General features: G+C 73.7%; 10 protein-coding genes. 8 read left to right on the top strand and 2 right to left on the bottom strand.

Annotated elements, in window-relative coordinates; all coding sequences use genetic code 11:
* The first annotated feature begins 12 nt into the window (after window positions 1-12).
* From ACYVLJ_RS13360 to ACYVLJ_RS13350, 3 genes are all read left to right on the top strand, one after another.
* Window positions 13-2,112, top strand: coding sequence for a S9 family peptidase (locus ACYVLJ_RS13360; RefSeq protein WP_460438849.1), 2,100 nt, complete (start codon window positions 13-15; stop codon window positions 2,110-2,112).
* A complete protein-coding gene (locus tag ACYVLJ_RS13355; protein WP_460438848.1) occupies window positions 2,109-3,059 on the top strand; it encodes an LLM class F420-dependent oxidoreductase in 951 nt (316 codons plus the stop codon). The genes ACYVLJ_RS13360 and ACYVLJ_RS13355 overlap by 4 nt, the downstream gene beginning before the upstream one ends.
* An 83-nt stretch (window positions 3,060-3,142) precedes the next feature.
* Complete coding sequence (locus tag ACYVLJ_RS13350; protein ID WP_460438847.1) at window positions 3,143-3,631, top strand: hypothetical protein; 489 nt, start codon at window positions 3,143-3,145, stop codon at window positions 3,629-3,631.
* Window positions 3,632-3,662: 31 nt separating this feature from the next.
* Here ACYVLJ_RS13350 and ACYVLJ_RS13345 read toward each other — a convergent pair whose 3' ends face one another.
* A complete protein-coding gene (locus ACYVLJ_RS13345; protein WP_451975296.1) occupies window positions 3,663-5,051 on the bottom strand; it encodes an FAD-binding oxidoreductase in 1,389 nt (462 codons plus the stop codon).
* A 72-nt stretch (window positions 5,052-5,123) separates the two neighbouring features.
* Window positions 5,124-8,123, bottom strand: a complete 3,000-nt coding sequence (locus ACYVLJ_RS13340) for an ATP-binding protein (RefSeq protein ID WP_460438846.1) — start codon at window positions 8,121-8,123, stop codon at window positions 5,124-5,126.
* 90 nt (window positions 8,124-8,213) lie between these two features.
* On the opposite strand from ACYVLJ_RS13340, the gene sthA reads away from it, so the two are divergent.
* From sthA to ACYVLJ_RS13315, 5 genes are all read left to right on the top strand, one after another.
* Window positions 8,214-9,626, top strand: a complete 1,413-nt coding sequence (sthA, locus tag ACYVLJ_RS13335; RefSeq protein WP_451975301.1) for a Si-specific NAD(P)(+) transhydrogenase — start codon at window positions 8,214-8,216, stop codon at window positions 9,624-9,626.
* Between the two features lie 46 nt (window positions 9,627-9,672).
* Entirely contained in the window at window positions 9,673-11,571 is a 1,899-nt protein-coding gene (locus ACYVLJ_RS13330; protein ID WP_460438845.1) for an intein-containing Rv2578c family radical SAM protein, read from the top strand.
* A gap of 268 nt (window positions 11,572-11,839) precedes the next feature.
* Window positions 11,840-12,442 carry an organomercurial lyase gene (gene merB / locus ACYVLJ_RS13325; protein WP_451975307.1) on the top strand — a complete coding sequence of 201 codons (603 nt, stop codon included), beginning with the start codon at window positions 11,840-11,842 and terminating at the stop codon, window positions 12,440-12,442.
* 103 nt (window positions 12,443-12,545) lie between these two features.
* Window positions 12,546-14,321, top strand: coding sequence for an aspartate--tRNA ligase (gene aspS / locus ACYVLJ_RS13320; RefSeq protein ID WP_451975310.1), 1,776 nt, complete (start codon window positions 12,546-12,548; stop codon window positions 14,319-14,321).
* Between the two features lie 275 nt (window positions 14,322-14,596).
* Window positions 14,597-15,784: a phosphotransferase gene (locus ACYVLJ_RS13315; protein ID WP_460438844.1), complete on the top strand. Its 1,188-nt coding sequence runs from the start codon at window positions 14,597-14,599 to the stop codon at window positions 15,782-15,784.
* The last annotated feature ends 33 nt before the right edge of the window (window positions 15,785-15,817 follow it).

The raw sequence follows: 15,817 nt of genomic DNA, 5'->3' as shown, positions 1-15,817 counted from the left end.
AAGAGTGCGGGCGTGACCGATGTCGACGACCTCCCGTTCCTCCGCAAGCAGGCCCGCACCCAGCGCTTCACCCTCGGCGCGCCGAAGGAGTTCCGGGTCTCCCCGGACGCCTCGCGCGTGCTGTTCCTGCGCGCGGAGTCGGGCACCGATCCCCGGCACAGCCTCTGGTCGGCCGACCTGGCGACCGGCGCCGAGACCAAGCTCGTCGACGCCGTCGAGCTGCTGCCGGGCGAGGAAGAGCTGCCGGCCGAGGAGCGGGCGCGCCGGGAGCGTGCCCGCGAGACCGGTGGCGGGGTCGTGCACTACAGCGTCGACGCGGGCTTCACCGTCGCCGCGTTCTCGCTCTCGGGCAAGCTCTACACCCTGGACCTCGCCTCGGGCGAGGTGACGCTGCGCGTCGACGGTTCGGTGATCGACCCGCGGCCGAACCCGGCCGGCACGCATGTCGCGTACGTGCAGAACCGGCGGCTGCACGTGATGGACCTGGCCACCGGCGACGACCGCGTGCTCGTCGAGGAGGACGGCGAGGACATCGCCTGGGGCCTCGCCGAGTTCATCGCGGCCGAGGAGATGGACCGCACCCGCGGCTACTGGTGGTCGCCGGACGGCCGGAGCGTCCTGGCCGAGCGGTCGGACCGCGGCCCGGTGCCGCGCTGGACCATCGCCGACCCGGCCAACCCGCAGAACGCGGCCGACGTCGTCGCCTACCCGGCGGCGGGCACCACGAACGCGCTGGTGTCGTTGTCGGTGCTGGGGCTGGACGGCTCCCGCGTCGACGTCGAGCCGGGGGAGTGGGAGTACCTGGCGTCGGTGCACTGGTCGGCCGGGGGCGCGCCGCTGCTCGCCGTGGAGCCCCGCGACCAGAAGCGGATGGACGTCCTCGCCGTCGACGTCTCCGACGGCTCGACGTCGGTGGTGCACACGGCGTCCGACCAGCACTGGATCGACATCGTCGGCGGCGTCCCGGCCTGGACGCCGGACGGGCGGCTGGTGGTCGAGGGCATGGTCGACGGCGACCACCGGCTGTTCGTCGGCGGCGAGGCCGTCACGCCGGCCGGGCTGCAGCTGCGCGCGGTGCTCGACGTCGGCGACGAAATCCTCTTCAGCGCCTCCGAAGACGACCCGACGCAGATCCACGTCTTCCGGACGGAAGGCTCGTCGGTGCGTCGTCTGTCCACTGTGGACGGCGTGCACCACGGGGCCGGATCCGCGGCGGTCACCGTGCTTTCGTCGTGGAGCCTGGAGCACAGCGGCCCGCGCGTCTCGGTGCTGCGCGACGGTGCGCCGGTGGCGTCGATCGAGGCGTCCACCGTGGACCCGGACATCGTGCCCAACCTGACCTGGCTGACGCTGGGGGAGCGCGGCCTGCGCGCGGCGCTGCTCCTGCCGCGCGGTTACGAGCCGGGCGAAGGCAAGCTGCCGGTGCTGCTGGACCCGTACGGCGGCCCGCACGCCCAGCGCGTCCTGCAGAGCCGCAACGCGTTCCTGACCTCGCAGTGGCTGGCGGACCAGGGTTTCGCGGTGCTCGTCGCGGACGGCCGCGGCACGCCGGGCCGCGGCGCGGCCTGGGAGCGCGAGATCCACGGGCGCCTCGCCGACGTCACGCTGCAGGACCAGGTCGACGCGCTGCAAGCGGCGGCGGCGTCCTTTCCCGAGCTGGATCTCGAGCGGGTCGCGATCCGCGGCTGGTCGTACGGCGGGTACCTGTCGGCGCTGGCGGTGCTGCGCCGGCCGGACGTCTTCCACGCGGCGGTCGCGGGCGCGCCGGTCACCGACTGGTCGCTGTACGACACGCACTACACCGAGCGGTACCTGGGCAGGCCCCAGGACGAGCCGGAAAGCTACGCGCACAACTCGCTGATCGAGAGCGCCGCCGAGCTGAGCCGCGCGCTGCTGATCGTGCACGGGCTGGCCGACGACAACGTGTTCGTCGCGCACTCGCTGCGGCTTTCGTCGGCCCTGCTGGCGAAGGGACGCCCGCACGTCTTCCTGCCGCTGGCGGGCGCCACCCACATGACGCCGCAGGCCGAAGAGGTCGCGGAGAACCTGATGCGCACGCAGGTCGACTGGCTGCTGCGTGCACTGTCGGCCGTGGACAAGGAGAACGCATGAGCCGCTGGGGCCTCACGATTCCGTTGACGGGGGTGCCCCTGACGGCGCACCGCGAGCTGGTCGAACAGCTGCCGGACCTGGGCTACACCGACGCGTGGACGGCCGAAACCGCGGGCACCGACGCGTTCACGCCGCTGGTGCTGGCGTCGCAGTGGGCCCCGCAGCTGCGGCTGGGCACGGCGATCGTCCCGGTGTACACGCGCGGCCCCGGCCTGCTGGCGATGCAGGCGGCGACGGTCGCGGAGCTGGCGCCCGGCCGGTTCGTGCTCGGCATCGGCGCGTCGTCGCCGGTGATCGTCTCGAACTGGAACGCGGCGCCGTTCGAGGAGCCCTTCGCGCGGTCCCGGGACACGCTGCGGTTCCTGCGGTCGGCGCTGGCGGGGGAGAAGGTCAGCGAGAAGTACGACACGTTCGCGGTGTCGAAGTTCCGCCTGGAGCGCCCGGCCGACCCGCCGCCGTCGATCATGCTGGCGGCCCTGCGCCCGGGCATGCTCCGCCTGGCGGCCCGCGAGGCGGATGGCGCGATCACGAACTGGCTGGCGGCCTCGGACGTGCCGCGCGTGCGTGCCGAGATCGGCCCGGACGTCGAGCTGGCGGCCCGCATCTTCGTCTGCCCGACGGAGGACGCCGAGGCGGCGCGCGGTTTGGGCCGCATGCTGATCTCGAGCTACCTGACGGTCCCGGTGTACGCGGCCTTCCACGACTGGCTCGGCCGCGGCGAGGCGCTGGCGCCCATGCACGAAGCCTGGGCCGCGGGCGACCGGCAGAAGGCCAACCAGGTGATCCCGGACGCGGTGGTCGACGAGCTGGTGATCCACGGCAGCGTAGAGTCGTGCCGCGAGCAGGTGCAGTCCTATGTGGACAACGGCCTGACGACGCCGATCATCGCCTTGCTGCCCACGGGCGGCGATCCGTTCGAGCAGGTCCGGGGCCTCGCTCCGCGCTGACGGTGATTCGCGCACCACGCGCGGCGGTAACGACAACCCCTGCCCAGGCGACTTCCGCGGCACACACGCCACCGGGAGTCACGTTGCCGAAAGAAGGGCCCTACACCAAGATCAGTGCCGTCGCCGCGGTGCTGGCCCTGGTGCTCGGCTACCTGGGCGCCGCCGCGTCCGTGCACTGGTGGCCGTTCGCGGAGGCGCACCCGGCCGGCGGTGGCACCTCCGCGGCCTTCGCGTCGCCGGTCACGAATCACGCCACGCCGTCGGAAACCGAAGATCTCGCCGGGTTCGTCACCGGCTACTACCACCTCCTGCCCGACACGAACGCCGGCTGGGCGCTGGTCGGCCCGGACCTGCGGCAGCGCGGGCGGGCCGGCTACGACCGGTTCTGGGGCGGCTACACCGGCGTGGACGTGCTGGAGCCGCCGTGGGTGCGGGACCGGCAGGTGACCGTGCGCCTTGCGCTGCACCCCCGGGCCGGGACCGGGACGCAGGTCGAACGGCACGTGCTCACCGTCATCCGCTACGACGGCGGCCTCCGCATCGACGCCGACGAATACCTCGGCCGGGGCTGACGACCCCCCTCCGGCCGTCAGCCCCGGGAGCTCACGCGGGGCGGATGTTCTGGTTGACGTGGAAGACGTTCTCCGGGTCGTACCGGCGTTTGACGGCCGCCAGCCGGGCGTAGTTCCCGCCGTAGGACGCCTGCACCCGCTCCTGCCCCTCCTCCATCATGAAGTTGACGTACGCGCCGCCCGCCGACGTCGGGTGCAGCTCTTCCCAGTAGTCCCGCGTCCACCCGGCGATCGCCGACGCCTGGTCCGGCGACGGGTCCACCCCGACGATCACGCCCGACCAGCCGCCGGAGCGGTGCGGGAACGCCGTCGCGTCCGGGGCCACCCGGCTCGCCGCGCCGTCGATCGGGTACAGGTGCATCGACGAGTGCATCGTCGGCAGCCCTTCGCCGTGCTTGAGGTGGATGTCGATCGCCGCGTCCGAGATCTCGTGGAACACGTCCGCGCGCCAGTACCACTGCAGGCCCGCCGGGTACAGCGCGTCGAACGCGCCCTGCAGCGCCGTGTACGGCATCTGCTGCAAGCCGGCCAGCAGCGGCGAGCCGAACGAGCGGACCGGCGCCAGCACCTCGTCCGCCTTGTCGTGCGCACCCGTGTAGCACCAGACGATCCCGCATGCCTTGCGGCCCCACAGCTCCTCCGGGAACGGCGGCGCGGGCGGGATGGTCAGCAGGCCGAACCAGCCGTTGAGCTCCTCCGGCAGCGACGGCAGCAGTTCGCGGTACCAGCGCAGCACGTCCGGGGTGTCGGCCAGGTCGTACAGCACCGGGCCGCCGATCACCGTGCCGTGCTCGCCGATGTCGTGGCAGCGGAAGGTGAACGACGTGACGACGCCGAAGTTGCCGCCCCCGCCGCGCAGCGCCCAGAACAGGTCGGGGTGCGAAGACTCCGAAGCGTGCACGAACGAGCCGTCCGCGAGCACGACGTCCGCGCTCAGCAGGTTGTCGACCGTCAGGCCGAACCGCCGCGCCAGGTAGCCGATGCCGCCGCCGAGCGTCAGGCCCGCGACGCCGGTGGACCCGACGATGCCCGACGGCGTCGCCATGCCGAACGCGACCGTCGCGTGGTCGACGTCGCCCCACGTGCAGCCGGCGTCGGCGCGGACCGTGTGGTTCACCGGGTCGACGGTCGTGCTGCGCAGCCCGGACAGGTCGATGACCAGGGCGTCGTCGGCGACGCCCAGGCCGCCCGCGTTGTGGCCGCCGCCGCGCACGGCGATGTCGAGGCCCTGGGCGCGCCCGTAGCGGACGCAGGTGACGACGTCGGCGGCGTCGCGGCAGTAGGCGATCGCGGCGGGCCGCTTGTCGATCATGGCGTTGTACACGGCGCGGGCGTCGTCGTAGCCGGCATCGGCCGGGGTGACCAGGTCGCCGCGCAGCGCGGCGGCCAGTTCTTCGTGTGGCAAAGCGGTGGTGGTCATGCGTGCCCCTCTCGGACTTCCGGTTCCCGACGAGAACGTAGGCACGCGGCGTTCGCGCAGCGTTCGGTCCGTTCAGCGCCCGCCGGCGGCGGGCCGAACGCCGAGGTCCGCCTCCGCCCGCCACAGCAGGGCGACGCTGCCCTGGGCACGCGCCAGGCCGGCGGCGGCCCGCAGCCGCCGCACCCGGTCGGCGTCGAACGCGGCGCGCAGCCGCAGGACCTCGGGCAGCCACCAGCGGTCGTCCCGGGCTTCGGCGGCGGCGAGCGCGGCGTCCAGCGTCGCGCGGGCGGCCTCGGGCGCGGACAGGTCGGCGACGAGCGTCAGCCAGTACGGCATCCGGGCGAACGACCCCGCGGCCTTCAGGTTCGCGACGCCCTCCTGGGCCGCGGCCAGCCCGGCCGCACCCCCGCGGGACCAGCCGCCGAGCACCAGCGCCCACTCCCGGTAGTAGGCGAAACCGAAGCGGTCGCACAGCGCGTGCAGTTCGGAAACGGCCGCCCACAGCGCCCGCCGGTCCCGGCGCATCTGGTGGGTGATCCCCGCGTACGCCAGCGCGATCGTCAGGCTGTACGGGTGGTCGATCCGGCGGGCGAGCGCGATGGCCCGGTCGCTGCTCGCGACGGCTTCGTCGTCGTGGCCGAGGAGCCAGTGCGCGTGCGCCGCCCAGGCCGGCCCGTGGATGTCCGGCCGGGTGCCGATCGGCCAGGTCGACGCGCCGCGGGTGCGTTCGGCGCCCAGCTCGAAGTGCCGCAGCGCCTCGCCCGGGTGCCCGAGGCTCAACGACGAGCCCGCGACGATGAAGTGCGCCGAGCCGCTCTGCTCCGCGCTCGTCCCGGGCGCGATCAGGGTGAGCGACCGTTCGGCCGCTTCGTGCGCCTGCACCGTCTTGCCTTGCACGAATCGGGACGACCACAACTCCAGCAGCGCCGTGAGCGCGGACTCCTTGCTGCCCAAGGACTCCGCGAGCGCGAGCGAACGCTCCAGGACGCGCTGCAGCTCGGGGGACGAGTAGCCCTGGTGGGCGTTGAGCGGCCCGGCGAGCGCTTCGAGGACAGCGAGCTCGTCGCGGTCGCGGTTGCCGCTCGCCGGGCGCGCGCGGACGAGCGCCAACGCCTCGTTCAGCAGCCGGATCGCCTCGGCGTGGGCGAAGGTGCGCGCGGCGACCGAAGCGGCCCGGCGGTAGTGCGAGACGGCGCGGTCGGGACGGCCGCCGCGCGCGTACTGCTCGGCCAATTGCGCCGCCACGGCGTCGGTGTCCTCGGCGTGCAGCAGCTCCAGGCCCTGGGCCAGCCGCCGGTGCAGCAGCCACCGCCGCGGCGGGCTGACCTGCTGGTAGGCGGCCTCGCGCAGCAGGTCGTGCGTGAAGTCGTAGCTGCCGCCGAACTCACGCACGATCCGGCGCCGCCACAGCTCGTCGACGGCGTCGACGACGGTGTCCGCGTCGAGGTCGCTGGCCTCGGTGAGCAGCTCGAGGGTGAAGTCCCGGCCGGCCGCGGCGGCGAGCCCGGCGACCTCGCGGGCGGCCGCGCCCGGCTGCTCGAGCCGGGCCCGCAGCACGCCGGCCAGCCGCCCGGACGGCGGGGAAGCGCTGGTGCGCAACGCTTCCACGACGTACAGCGGGAACCCGCCGGTGGCCGCGTACAGCACCGTCCGGTCCGACTCCGACAGCGGCCGCCCGGCGACCGCCTCGCCGAGGTGCGCGGTGCCGTCGGCGTCGAACGGGCGCAGCGGCAGCTCGGCGAGCCTGCCGTCGTCGCGCAGCTGGGCGGTCCAGGACTCGACGCGGGCGTCGAGGTCGCCGTCGCGCAGCGTCCCCGCGACCAGCAGGGGCGCCTTCGGCAGCAGGCCGAGGCAGAAGGTGACGAACGCGCTCGTCTCCTCGTCGCACCACTGCGCGTTGTCGAGGACCAGCAGCACCGGCCGGCCGCCGGCGGTGAGCGCCCGGGCCAGCCCTTCGAAGAACCGCAGGCGCTGCCACGCGTCGACGGTCGGGTGCCCGCCCGCGACCGGCGGCGTGGCCGGCAGCAGCCGGTCGACTTCGGCACGCCACACCGGGTCCAGGGACGCCGCCGCGCGCTGCACCGCGGGCGGGCGCAGCCGGTCGGCCACCGGCGCCGGCGCGAGCCGCCCCGGCGTCCCGAAGCAGCGTCCGGCGGCGACGACCGCGCCTTCCGCACGGGCCAGCGCGGCGAGCTCGCCGACGAGCCGGGTCTTGCCGACGCCGGCGTCGCCGCGCACGAGGACCATCCCGCTGCGGCCCGCCGCGGCCGCGCGCCACAGGCCGACGAGCCGCGCCAGCACGGCCGCCCGGACCACGAGGCCGAGCACCGCCGCCCGCCGGGGTTCGGGCTCCGGCCGCGCGAGCAGCCGCCGCAGCGCCGCCCGGGTCGGCTCGGACGGGACCACGCCGAGCTCGCGTTCGAGGACCGACGCGCACTGGTGGTACGTGCTCACCGCGCCCGCGCGGTCGCCGGCGTCGGCCTGCAGTCCCATCAACGTCCGGTAGCCGGTCTCTTCGAGGGGCCGCAGCCGGATCCGGCGGCGGGCGGCGGCGAGCGCGGCGGCCGGGTCACCCGAAGGCGTGGCGCAGATCAGGTCGCACAGCTCGACGCACTGGCGGTCGAGCTCGGCGCGGGCGGCCAGGACCCAGTCGTCGGCCAGGCCCGGCAGCAGCTCCCCGCGGTAGAGCGCGAGCGCCGCCCGCGCGTGGCCGAGCACCTCGCCCGCGTCCTCGGCGGCCAGCGCGGCGCGGCGGGCGGCGTCGAACTCGCGGACGTCGACCCGGCTCGACGGGGTGTCGCGCCAGCACAGGTCGCGCCCGGTCACGTCCAGGGACGGCGGGTCGCCCAGCACGCGGCGCAGCTGGTGCAGCTCGCGGCGCAGGTTGGTCAGCGCCTGCGCGTCGGTGGAGTCCGGCCAGAACAGCCCGGCGATCCGGCGCCGGGGCTGCGCCAGGCCGGCGTGCACGACGAGGTGGGCCACGAGCGCGACCGAGCGCGGCGACCGCGTCAGCACGGTGCCGGTCTCCTCGTCCGCGATCACCTGCTCGCCCAGCAGCGAAACGCGCAGCACCCGGTCACGCTAGCCCCGAAACCGCGCTCGCGGGCGGATCTTCACCGGTGAGGGGTTGCGCCGGGGCCCGCGGGTGCGCACGCTCGACACGTGAGCGAGCACGAGTACGACCTCATCGTCATCGGTTCGGGTCCCGGGGGCCAGAAGGCCGCGATCGCCGCGGCGAAGCTGGGCAAGCGGGTGGCGGTCGTCGACCGGCACGACATGGTCGGCGGGGTGTGCGTCAACACCGGCACGATCCCGTCCAAGACGTTGCGCGAAGCGGTGCTCTACCTGACCGGCATGAACCAGCGCGAACTGTACGGCGCGAGCTACCGCGTCAAGCAGGACATCACGATCGCCGACCTGCTGGCGCGCACCCAGCACGTCGTCGGGCGCGAGGTCCAGGTGGTGCGCGCGCAGCTGCTGCGCAACCACGTCGACCTGGTGGTCGGCACCGGCTCGTTCGCCGACCCGCACACCGTGGTCGTCGAAGGCCGCCACCCCGGCGACCGCCGGATGCTGAGCGCCGACTACGTCGTGATCGCCACCGGCACCCGCCCGGCGCGGCCCGCGAACGTCGACTTCGACGCCGCGCGCGTCCTCGACTCCGACGAGATCCTGCGGCTCGAGCGGATCCCGTCGTCGCTGGTCGTGGTCGGCGCCGGCGTGATCGGCATCGAGTACGCGTCGATGTTCGCCGCGCTCGGCTCGCGGGTGACGGTCGTCGAGCAGCGCGACCAGATGCTCGACTTCTGCGACCCGGAGATCGTGGAGTCGCTGAAGTTCCAGCTGCGCGACCTCGGCGTCACGTTCCGCTTCGGCGAGAAGGTGGCGAACGTGGCGGTGTCCGACGACGCCACGGTGACCACGCTGGTCAGCGGCAAGCGCATCCCGGCCGACGGGGTCATGTACAGCGCGGGCCGCCAGGGCATGACGGGCGCGCTGGAACTGGCCGCGGCCGGCCTCGAAGCGGACGAACGCGGCCGGCTCGTGGTCGACGAGAACTACCGCACCGAGGTCCCGCACATCTACGCGGTCGGCGACGTGATCGGCTTCCCGGCGCTGGCGGCGACGTCGATGGACCAGGGCCGGCTCGCGGCGTACCACGCCTTCGGCGAACCGGCCAACGGCCTGGGCGCGCTGCAGCCGATCGGCATCTACACGATCCCGGAGATTTCGTACGTCGGCTCGACCGAGGCCCAGCTGACGTCGTCCTCGGTGCCTTACGAGGTCGGCATTTCGCGGTACCGCGAGCTGGCGCGCGGCCAGATCACCGGCGACAGCTACGGGATGCTGAAGCTCCTGGTGTCCACGACGGACCGGAAGCTGCTGGGCGTCCACGTGTTCGGCACGGGCGCGACCGACCTGGTCCACATCGGACAGGCGGTGATGGGCTGCGGCGGCACGGTCGACTACCTCGTCGACGCGGTCTTCAACTACCCGACGCTCTCGGAGGCGTACAAGGTGGCCGCGCTGGACGCGACCAACAAGATCCGGGCGCTGGACCGCTTCACGTCCTGAGCGAACCCGTTTGACACTCGACTAGAACATATGTTCGACTGGCGCTGTGCGATGGGATCGGCAGCGAGCAGGGGAGGGTGAGCCGGCACTGCCCGGGCTGGAGGGCCTGGTGCGTTCCGTGCGGTCACCGGAATTCGAGGGCGTCACCTTTCACGAGGTGCACGCGCGCTCGGTGCTGAACAAGGTGCCCGGCGGCTCCGGCGTGCCGTTCGACTGGACCGTCAACCCGTACCGCGGCTGCTCGCACGCCTGCACCTACTGCCTCGAGGGCGGCACGCAGATCCTCATGGCGGACGGGCGCACGCGGGCGTTGTCCGAACTGGCCGTCGGCGACGAGATCTACGGCACCCGCGGCCACGGCGCGTCCCGGCGGCTCGTGCCCACGCGGGTCGAGGCGCACTGGACGACCCTGCGCGCCGCCTACCGGGTGACCCTCGAAGACGGCACCCGGCTCGTCGCGGGCGGCGACCACCGGTTCCTGACGAGCAAGGGCTGGAAGCACGTCACCGGCAGCAAGTTCGGGGTCGCGCAGCGGCCGCACCTCGCGCCCGGCACCGAGCTGATCGGCGTCGGCCGATTCGCGGCGACGCCCGACGAGACGCTGGGGTACCGCGCCGGCTACCTCTGCGGGATGCTGCGCTCGGGCGGGTTCGCCGCGGAGCCGGACGCGGCCTCGCGCGCCCTCGGCTACCTGCCGGACTTCGGGGCGTCCGTCGGGTTCCTCCAGGTTCCCCCGGACCCGGACGCGCACTGGCAGCGCGGCTTCCTCGCCGGCGTCTTCGACCTCGCGGGCGACTACGGCCGCGGCGTCCTGGCCGTCGCGCACGACGAGCCCGAGATCGCCGAGGCCTTCGCCGCCGCGCTCACCCGCTTCGGCTTCGCCCACCAGCTCGACGAGGTGCCGAAGTTCCCGGCCCGGCAGGAGGTCCGGCTGCTCGGCGGGACCGCCGAGGTGCTGCGCTTCCTGCACGTGAGCAACCCCGCGGTGGCGTGGAAGCGGTCGCTGGACGGCGCGGTGATCGGCGCGAGCCGCCGCCGCGTCGAGGCGATCGAGGCGCTGGGCTTGCAGCTGCCGCTGTTCGACATCACCACCGGCACCGGCGACTTCATCGCCGACGGCATGGTGTCCCACAACTGCTTCGCCCGGAACACCCACACGTACCTGGACTTCGACGCCGGTCACGACTTCGACACCCAGGTGGTCGTGAAGGTCAACGCGCCCGAAGTGCTGGCGGCGCAGCTGAAACGGCCGTCGTGGCGGCGCGAGCACGTGGCGATGGGCACCAACACCGACCCGTACCAGCGCGCGGAGGGCCGTTACCGGCTGATGCCGGGGATCATCACGGCACTGGCCCGCTCCGGCACGCCGCTGTCGGTGCTGACGAAGGGCACCGTGCTGGCGCGCGACCTGCCGCTGCTGCAGGACGTCGCGAAGGACGTGCCGGTGTCGCTCGCGGTCTCGCTCGCCCTGCTGGACGGCGAGCTGCAGCACCGCCTCGAACCGGGCACGCCGAGCCCGCGGGCCCGGCTGGAGCTGATCCGCAAGGCCCGCGACGCCGGGCTGCCGTGCTCGGTGCTGGTGGCGCCGGTGCTGCCGTGGCTGACCGACTCCGCCGAGGCCCTGGACGCGCTGTTCGGCCGGCTGGCCGAGGCGGGCGCGTCGAGCGTCACGGTGATCCCGCTGCACCTGCGCCCGGGCGCCCGCGAGTGGTTCGGCCGCTGGCTGGCGGGCTCGTACCCGGCGCTCGTGCCGCGGTACCGGGAGCTGTACGCGCGGGGCAGCTACGTGCAGAAGGCCTACCGCGAGCGGCTGGGGGAGCGGGTGGCGCCGCTGCTGCGCCGGCACGGCCTGGCCCCGAAGACGGGGTACGACGCGCGCAGCCCGGAGCCGGTCCCCGAGCCCCGTGTGGCGGAGCCGGCCGCGGAACAGCTGCGCCTGCTCTGACGGCCCGGCAGGTCAGCCACGCCGCCCGGCATGCGTCCACTGTGGACAGACGTTGGGCTGTCCGTGAATCATCCGCCGCCCGGGCGGCCGGGTGAACGCGTCACCGCCGGGCGCCGCCGGGTGGTACCGGGCTGGGCCGTTCGCCGTAGCGGCCGTTGCCTTCCGGCCGCGTGTCCGGGGCTTGCGGAAAAATGTCCGATCGTGTCGTTGTCGGCCTGCCTCGCCGACGCCTAACGTCGAAGGGATCGATGCGGAAGGGAGTGCGGCGATGACGACCTCGCAGACCGACCGGGTCGCGGCCGCGCGGCTCGCCTGGGCCGCCCTGAAGCTGACCCGGGCCGGCCGGCACCCGGTGAGCGTCGACCGGCTCGCCGCGACCGTCGGCGTCACCTCCGCCGAAGCACGCCGGCTCGTCGAGCTGATCGGGTTCACCCTGCACCGCGACCTCGTCTCCACCGGGCCCGCCCCGCGCGGCGCCCACCACCGCCTCCAGCCGGCCGAAGGCACCCTCGGCGCGGGCCCCGACGGCACCGTCGACATGTTCCTGCTGGCCATCGCCACCGGCGAGCACGTGCACGCGGCCGCGACCTGCCCGGTCACCGGCACGCACATCCGCATCGACCTGACCCCGGACGCGATCCTGCAGGCCGACCCGCCCGCGGCCGTCGTCGCCGCGGTCGACCTGGGGTTCGGGCTCGAGCACGCCGACGCGATGGCGTGCGCGGGCCAGCCGTTCTTCGCCTCGGCCTCGGCGGCCGCGAACTGGGTCGTCACGCACCCCGGCGGGCGCATCTACCGGGTCGCCGCCTACCTGGCCCAGGCCCACCGGCTGGTGGCGGCCCTGGAGACGCGGCCCCGGTTCGTGCTCTGACCCCGCGCCGGGCGAGCCTGCCGACGTCGTAGGCTGGGTTGTTCGTTAGCCTCTTCACGGCGAAACCCGCCGTAGACGCCCATCTCGAAGGAGAGCAGTCGCAGTGCTCCGCACTCACCGAGCCGGCACCCTGCGTGCCGAGCAGGCCGGACAGACCGTCACCCTCACCGGATGGGTGGCCCGGCGGCGAGATCACGGCGGCGTCATCTTCATCGACCTCCGCGACGCCAGCGGGGTCGCCCAGGTCGTCTTCCGCGAGGGCGAGATGGCCGAGCGCGCGCACGCGCTCCGCTCCGAGTTCTGCGTCAAGATCGTCGGCGAGGTTTCGAAGCGCCCCGAGGGCAACGCGAACACCGAGATCCCGACCGGCGAGATCGAGGTCCTCGCGACCGGGCTCGAGGTGCTGTCGGAGTCCGCGCCGCTGCCGTTCCCGATCGACGACCGCGTCGACGTCGGCGAAGAGGTCCGCCTCAAGCACCGCTACCTCGACCTGCGCCGCAGCGGCCCGGCCGCGGCCATGCGGCTGCGCAGCGAGGTCAGCCGCGCCGCGCGCGAGGTGCTGCACGCCCAGGACTTCGTCGAGATCGAGACGCCGACGATGACCCGCTCCACCCCGGAAGGCGCCCGCGACTTCCTGGTGCCGGCCCGGCTCAAGCCCGGCTCCTGGTACGCGCTGCCGCAGTCGCCGCAGCTGTTCAAGCAGCTGCTCATGGTCGGCGGCATGGAGCGGTACTACCAGATCGCGCGCTGCTACCGGGACGAGGACTTCCGCGCCGACCGCCAGCCGGAGTTCACCCAGCTCGACATCGAGATGAGCTTCGTCGAGCAGGACGACGTCATCGACATCGGCGAGCAGATCGTCTCCGCGCTGTGGAAGCTGGTCGGGCACGAGATCCCGCGGCCCATCCCGCGCATCACCTACCACGAGGCGATGGCCAAGTACGGCTCGGACAAGCCGGACCTGCGCTTCGACCTCGAGATCACCGACATGACGGAGTTCTTCGCCGACACGCCGTTCCGCGTGTTCCAGGCGCCCTACGTCGGCGCGGTCGTGATGGCCGGCGGCGCCGACCAGCCGCGCCGCCAGCTCGACGCGTGGCAGGAGTGGGCGAAGCAGCGCGGCGCGCGCGGCCTCGCCTACATCCTGGTGAACGAGGACGGCACGCTCGGCGGCCCGGTCGCGAAGAACCTGTCCGAGACCGAGCGCGAAAACGTCGTCGCCGCGGCGGGCGCGAAGCCGGGCGACTGCATCTTCTTCTCCGCCGGCAAGGCGTCGAGCACGCAGCCGCTGCTCGGTGCCGCGCGCGACGAGATCGGCAAGCGGCTCGGCCTGATCGACGAGGACGCCTGGTCGTTCGTGTGGGTCGTCGACGCGCCGCTGTTCGCGCCGGTCGAGGACATCGGCGACGACGTCGCGGTCGGCTCCGGCAAGTGGACGGCCGTGCACCACGCGTTCACCTCGCCGACCCCGGAGTGGATCGACAAGTTCGAGCAGGACCCGGGCAACGCGCTGGCCTACGCCTACGACATCGTCTGCAACGGCAACGAGATCGGCGGCGGGTCGATCCGTATCCACCGCGGCGACGTCCAGAAGCGCGTGTTCAGCCTGATGGGCCTGGGTGAGGAAGAGGCGCAGGAGAAGTTCGGCTTCCTGCTCGACGCCTTCCAGTTCGGCCCGCCGCCGCACGGCGGCATCGCGTTCGGCTGGGACCGCATCGTCATGCTGCTGGCCAAGGCCGACTCGCTGCGGGACGTGATCGCGTTCCCGAAGACCGGCGGCGGCTACGACCCGCTGACGGCGGCGCCCGCGCCGATCACCGCCCAGCAGCGCAAGGAAGCCGGCATCGACGCGAAGCCGGCCGCCCCGCCGCAGAGCTGACGCCTCGCGCCGAGGCTGCTCGCCCGCCCGGGTGAGCGGCCTCGGCGCGTCGTGCGTTTTCGTGCCCGGTGGTCGCGGGCCGCTGCCGATACCGCCGTTCGAACCTCTCGGAATCGTTGCAGCAGCGGCCATTGTGTTGATCGTGGCCCGGAATGGGCAACGTTCCCCGATGGGGGTGCGTCGCTTTCTCAGGGGGCGGCCCCCGCCGGGCGTGGCTTCTTGTTGTCCGGATGTCAGTAGTCAGGGTTGCTCAGTCACGAGTAGGGTCGGTGACAATGACAGTCGACACCTCCTCCGCCGGCGACGCTGGGGTCGGGGCAGGAGCCGAGCACCTCGCCGTCGCCGCGGCGGTCGCGGCGGGCGAGTCCGTTCTTTCACGCCGCTTCGGCAGCGCGATCACCCTGGTCGCCCCCGAGGACCTCGCGGGGAGCGGGCCGGCCACGGTCGTCCGGGCCAGGGTGGTGTCGTCGTCCTTCGCGCTGCCGCGCACCTTGGTGATCAAGCACTACCCGGATCGCCCGGAGGCCGGCTACGCCGACCCGTTCGCACAGGAGGCGGTCAGCTACCAGCTGTTCACCGCGCTGGCGCCGGACGAGCGGATGTGCCCCGAGCTGCTCGCCCACGACGGCCGCGACCGCGTGCTCGTGCTGGAGGACCTCGGCCGCACGCCGACCCTGGAGGACAAGCTCTACGCCCGCGACTCGCGCGCGGCGGAACGCGCGCTGCTGTCGTGGGCCCGGTCGCTGGGCCGGCTGCACGCGAACACCGCAGGGCGCGAAGCCGACTTCAACGCGCTGCTGCGCCGCCTCGGCGGGCCGGCGAAGAACGACTCCGGCGACGTCGGCGAGGCGTGCGCGCGGGTGCCCGCGGTGATCCAGGAGCGCCTGGGCATCCCGGTGCCGGACGCGGTGCGCACGCAGGTCGAGACGGCCTTGGAGCAGTCGCGTTCGGCGGGCTTCCGGGCGTTCAGCCCGGTCGAGCTGAGCCCGGACAACAACCTCGTGACGGGCGAGGGCGTGCGCTTCCTGGACTTCGAGTACGGCTGCGTCCGCTCGGCCCTGGTCGACGCGGCCCACCTGCGGCTGCCGTTCGCGAGCTGGCCGGACGCGCTGGCCCTGCCGGCGGGCATGAGCGAGGCGATGATCGCGGCGTGGCGCGCGGAGGTCGTGGGCGTCTGGCCGGCCTTCGCCGACGACGAAGCCCTGGCGGCCCACCTGACGACCAGCGAGCTGCTGCGGGTCTGGCTGATCACGGGGGAGGAGCTGGGCTCGCTGGACCTCTCCCGCCACGCGGCCCCGGTCAGCCGCGAGGCGGCGCTGGTGACCTGGTGGCGCGACCTGGCCCGGCACGCCGGGTACGTCCGGATGACGGCGGTGTCGGAGTTCGCGGCCCGGGTGGCGGCGGCGCTGGCGGCCCGCCTGGGCCCGCACGCCGACTTGGCGTTCTACCCCGCCTTCCGCTGACCCAGCCCCGCGAACAGGACATTTCCGGCGTCT

The organism is Amycolatopsis stemonae, from assembly GCF_054781455.1.
The sequence above is the reverse complement of the archived record's forward strand: the minus strand, read 5'-3'. Positions and strand labels throughout refer to the sequence as shown.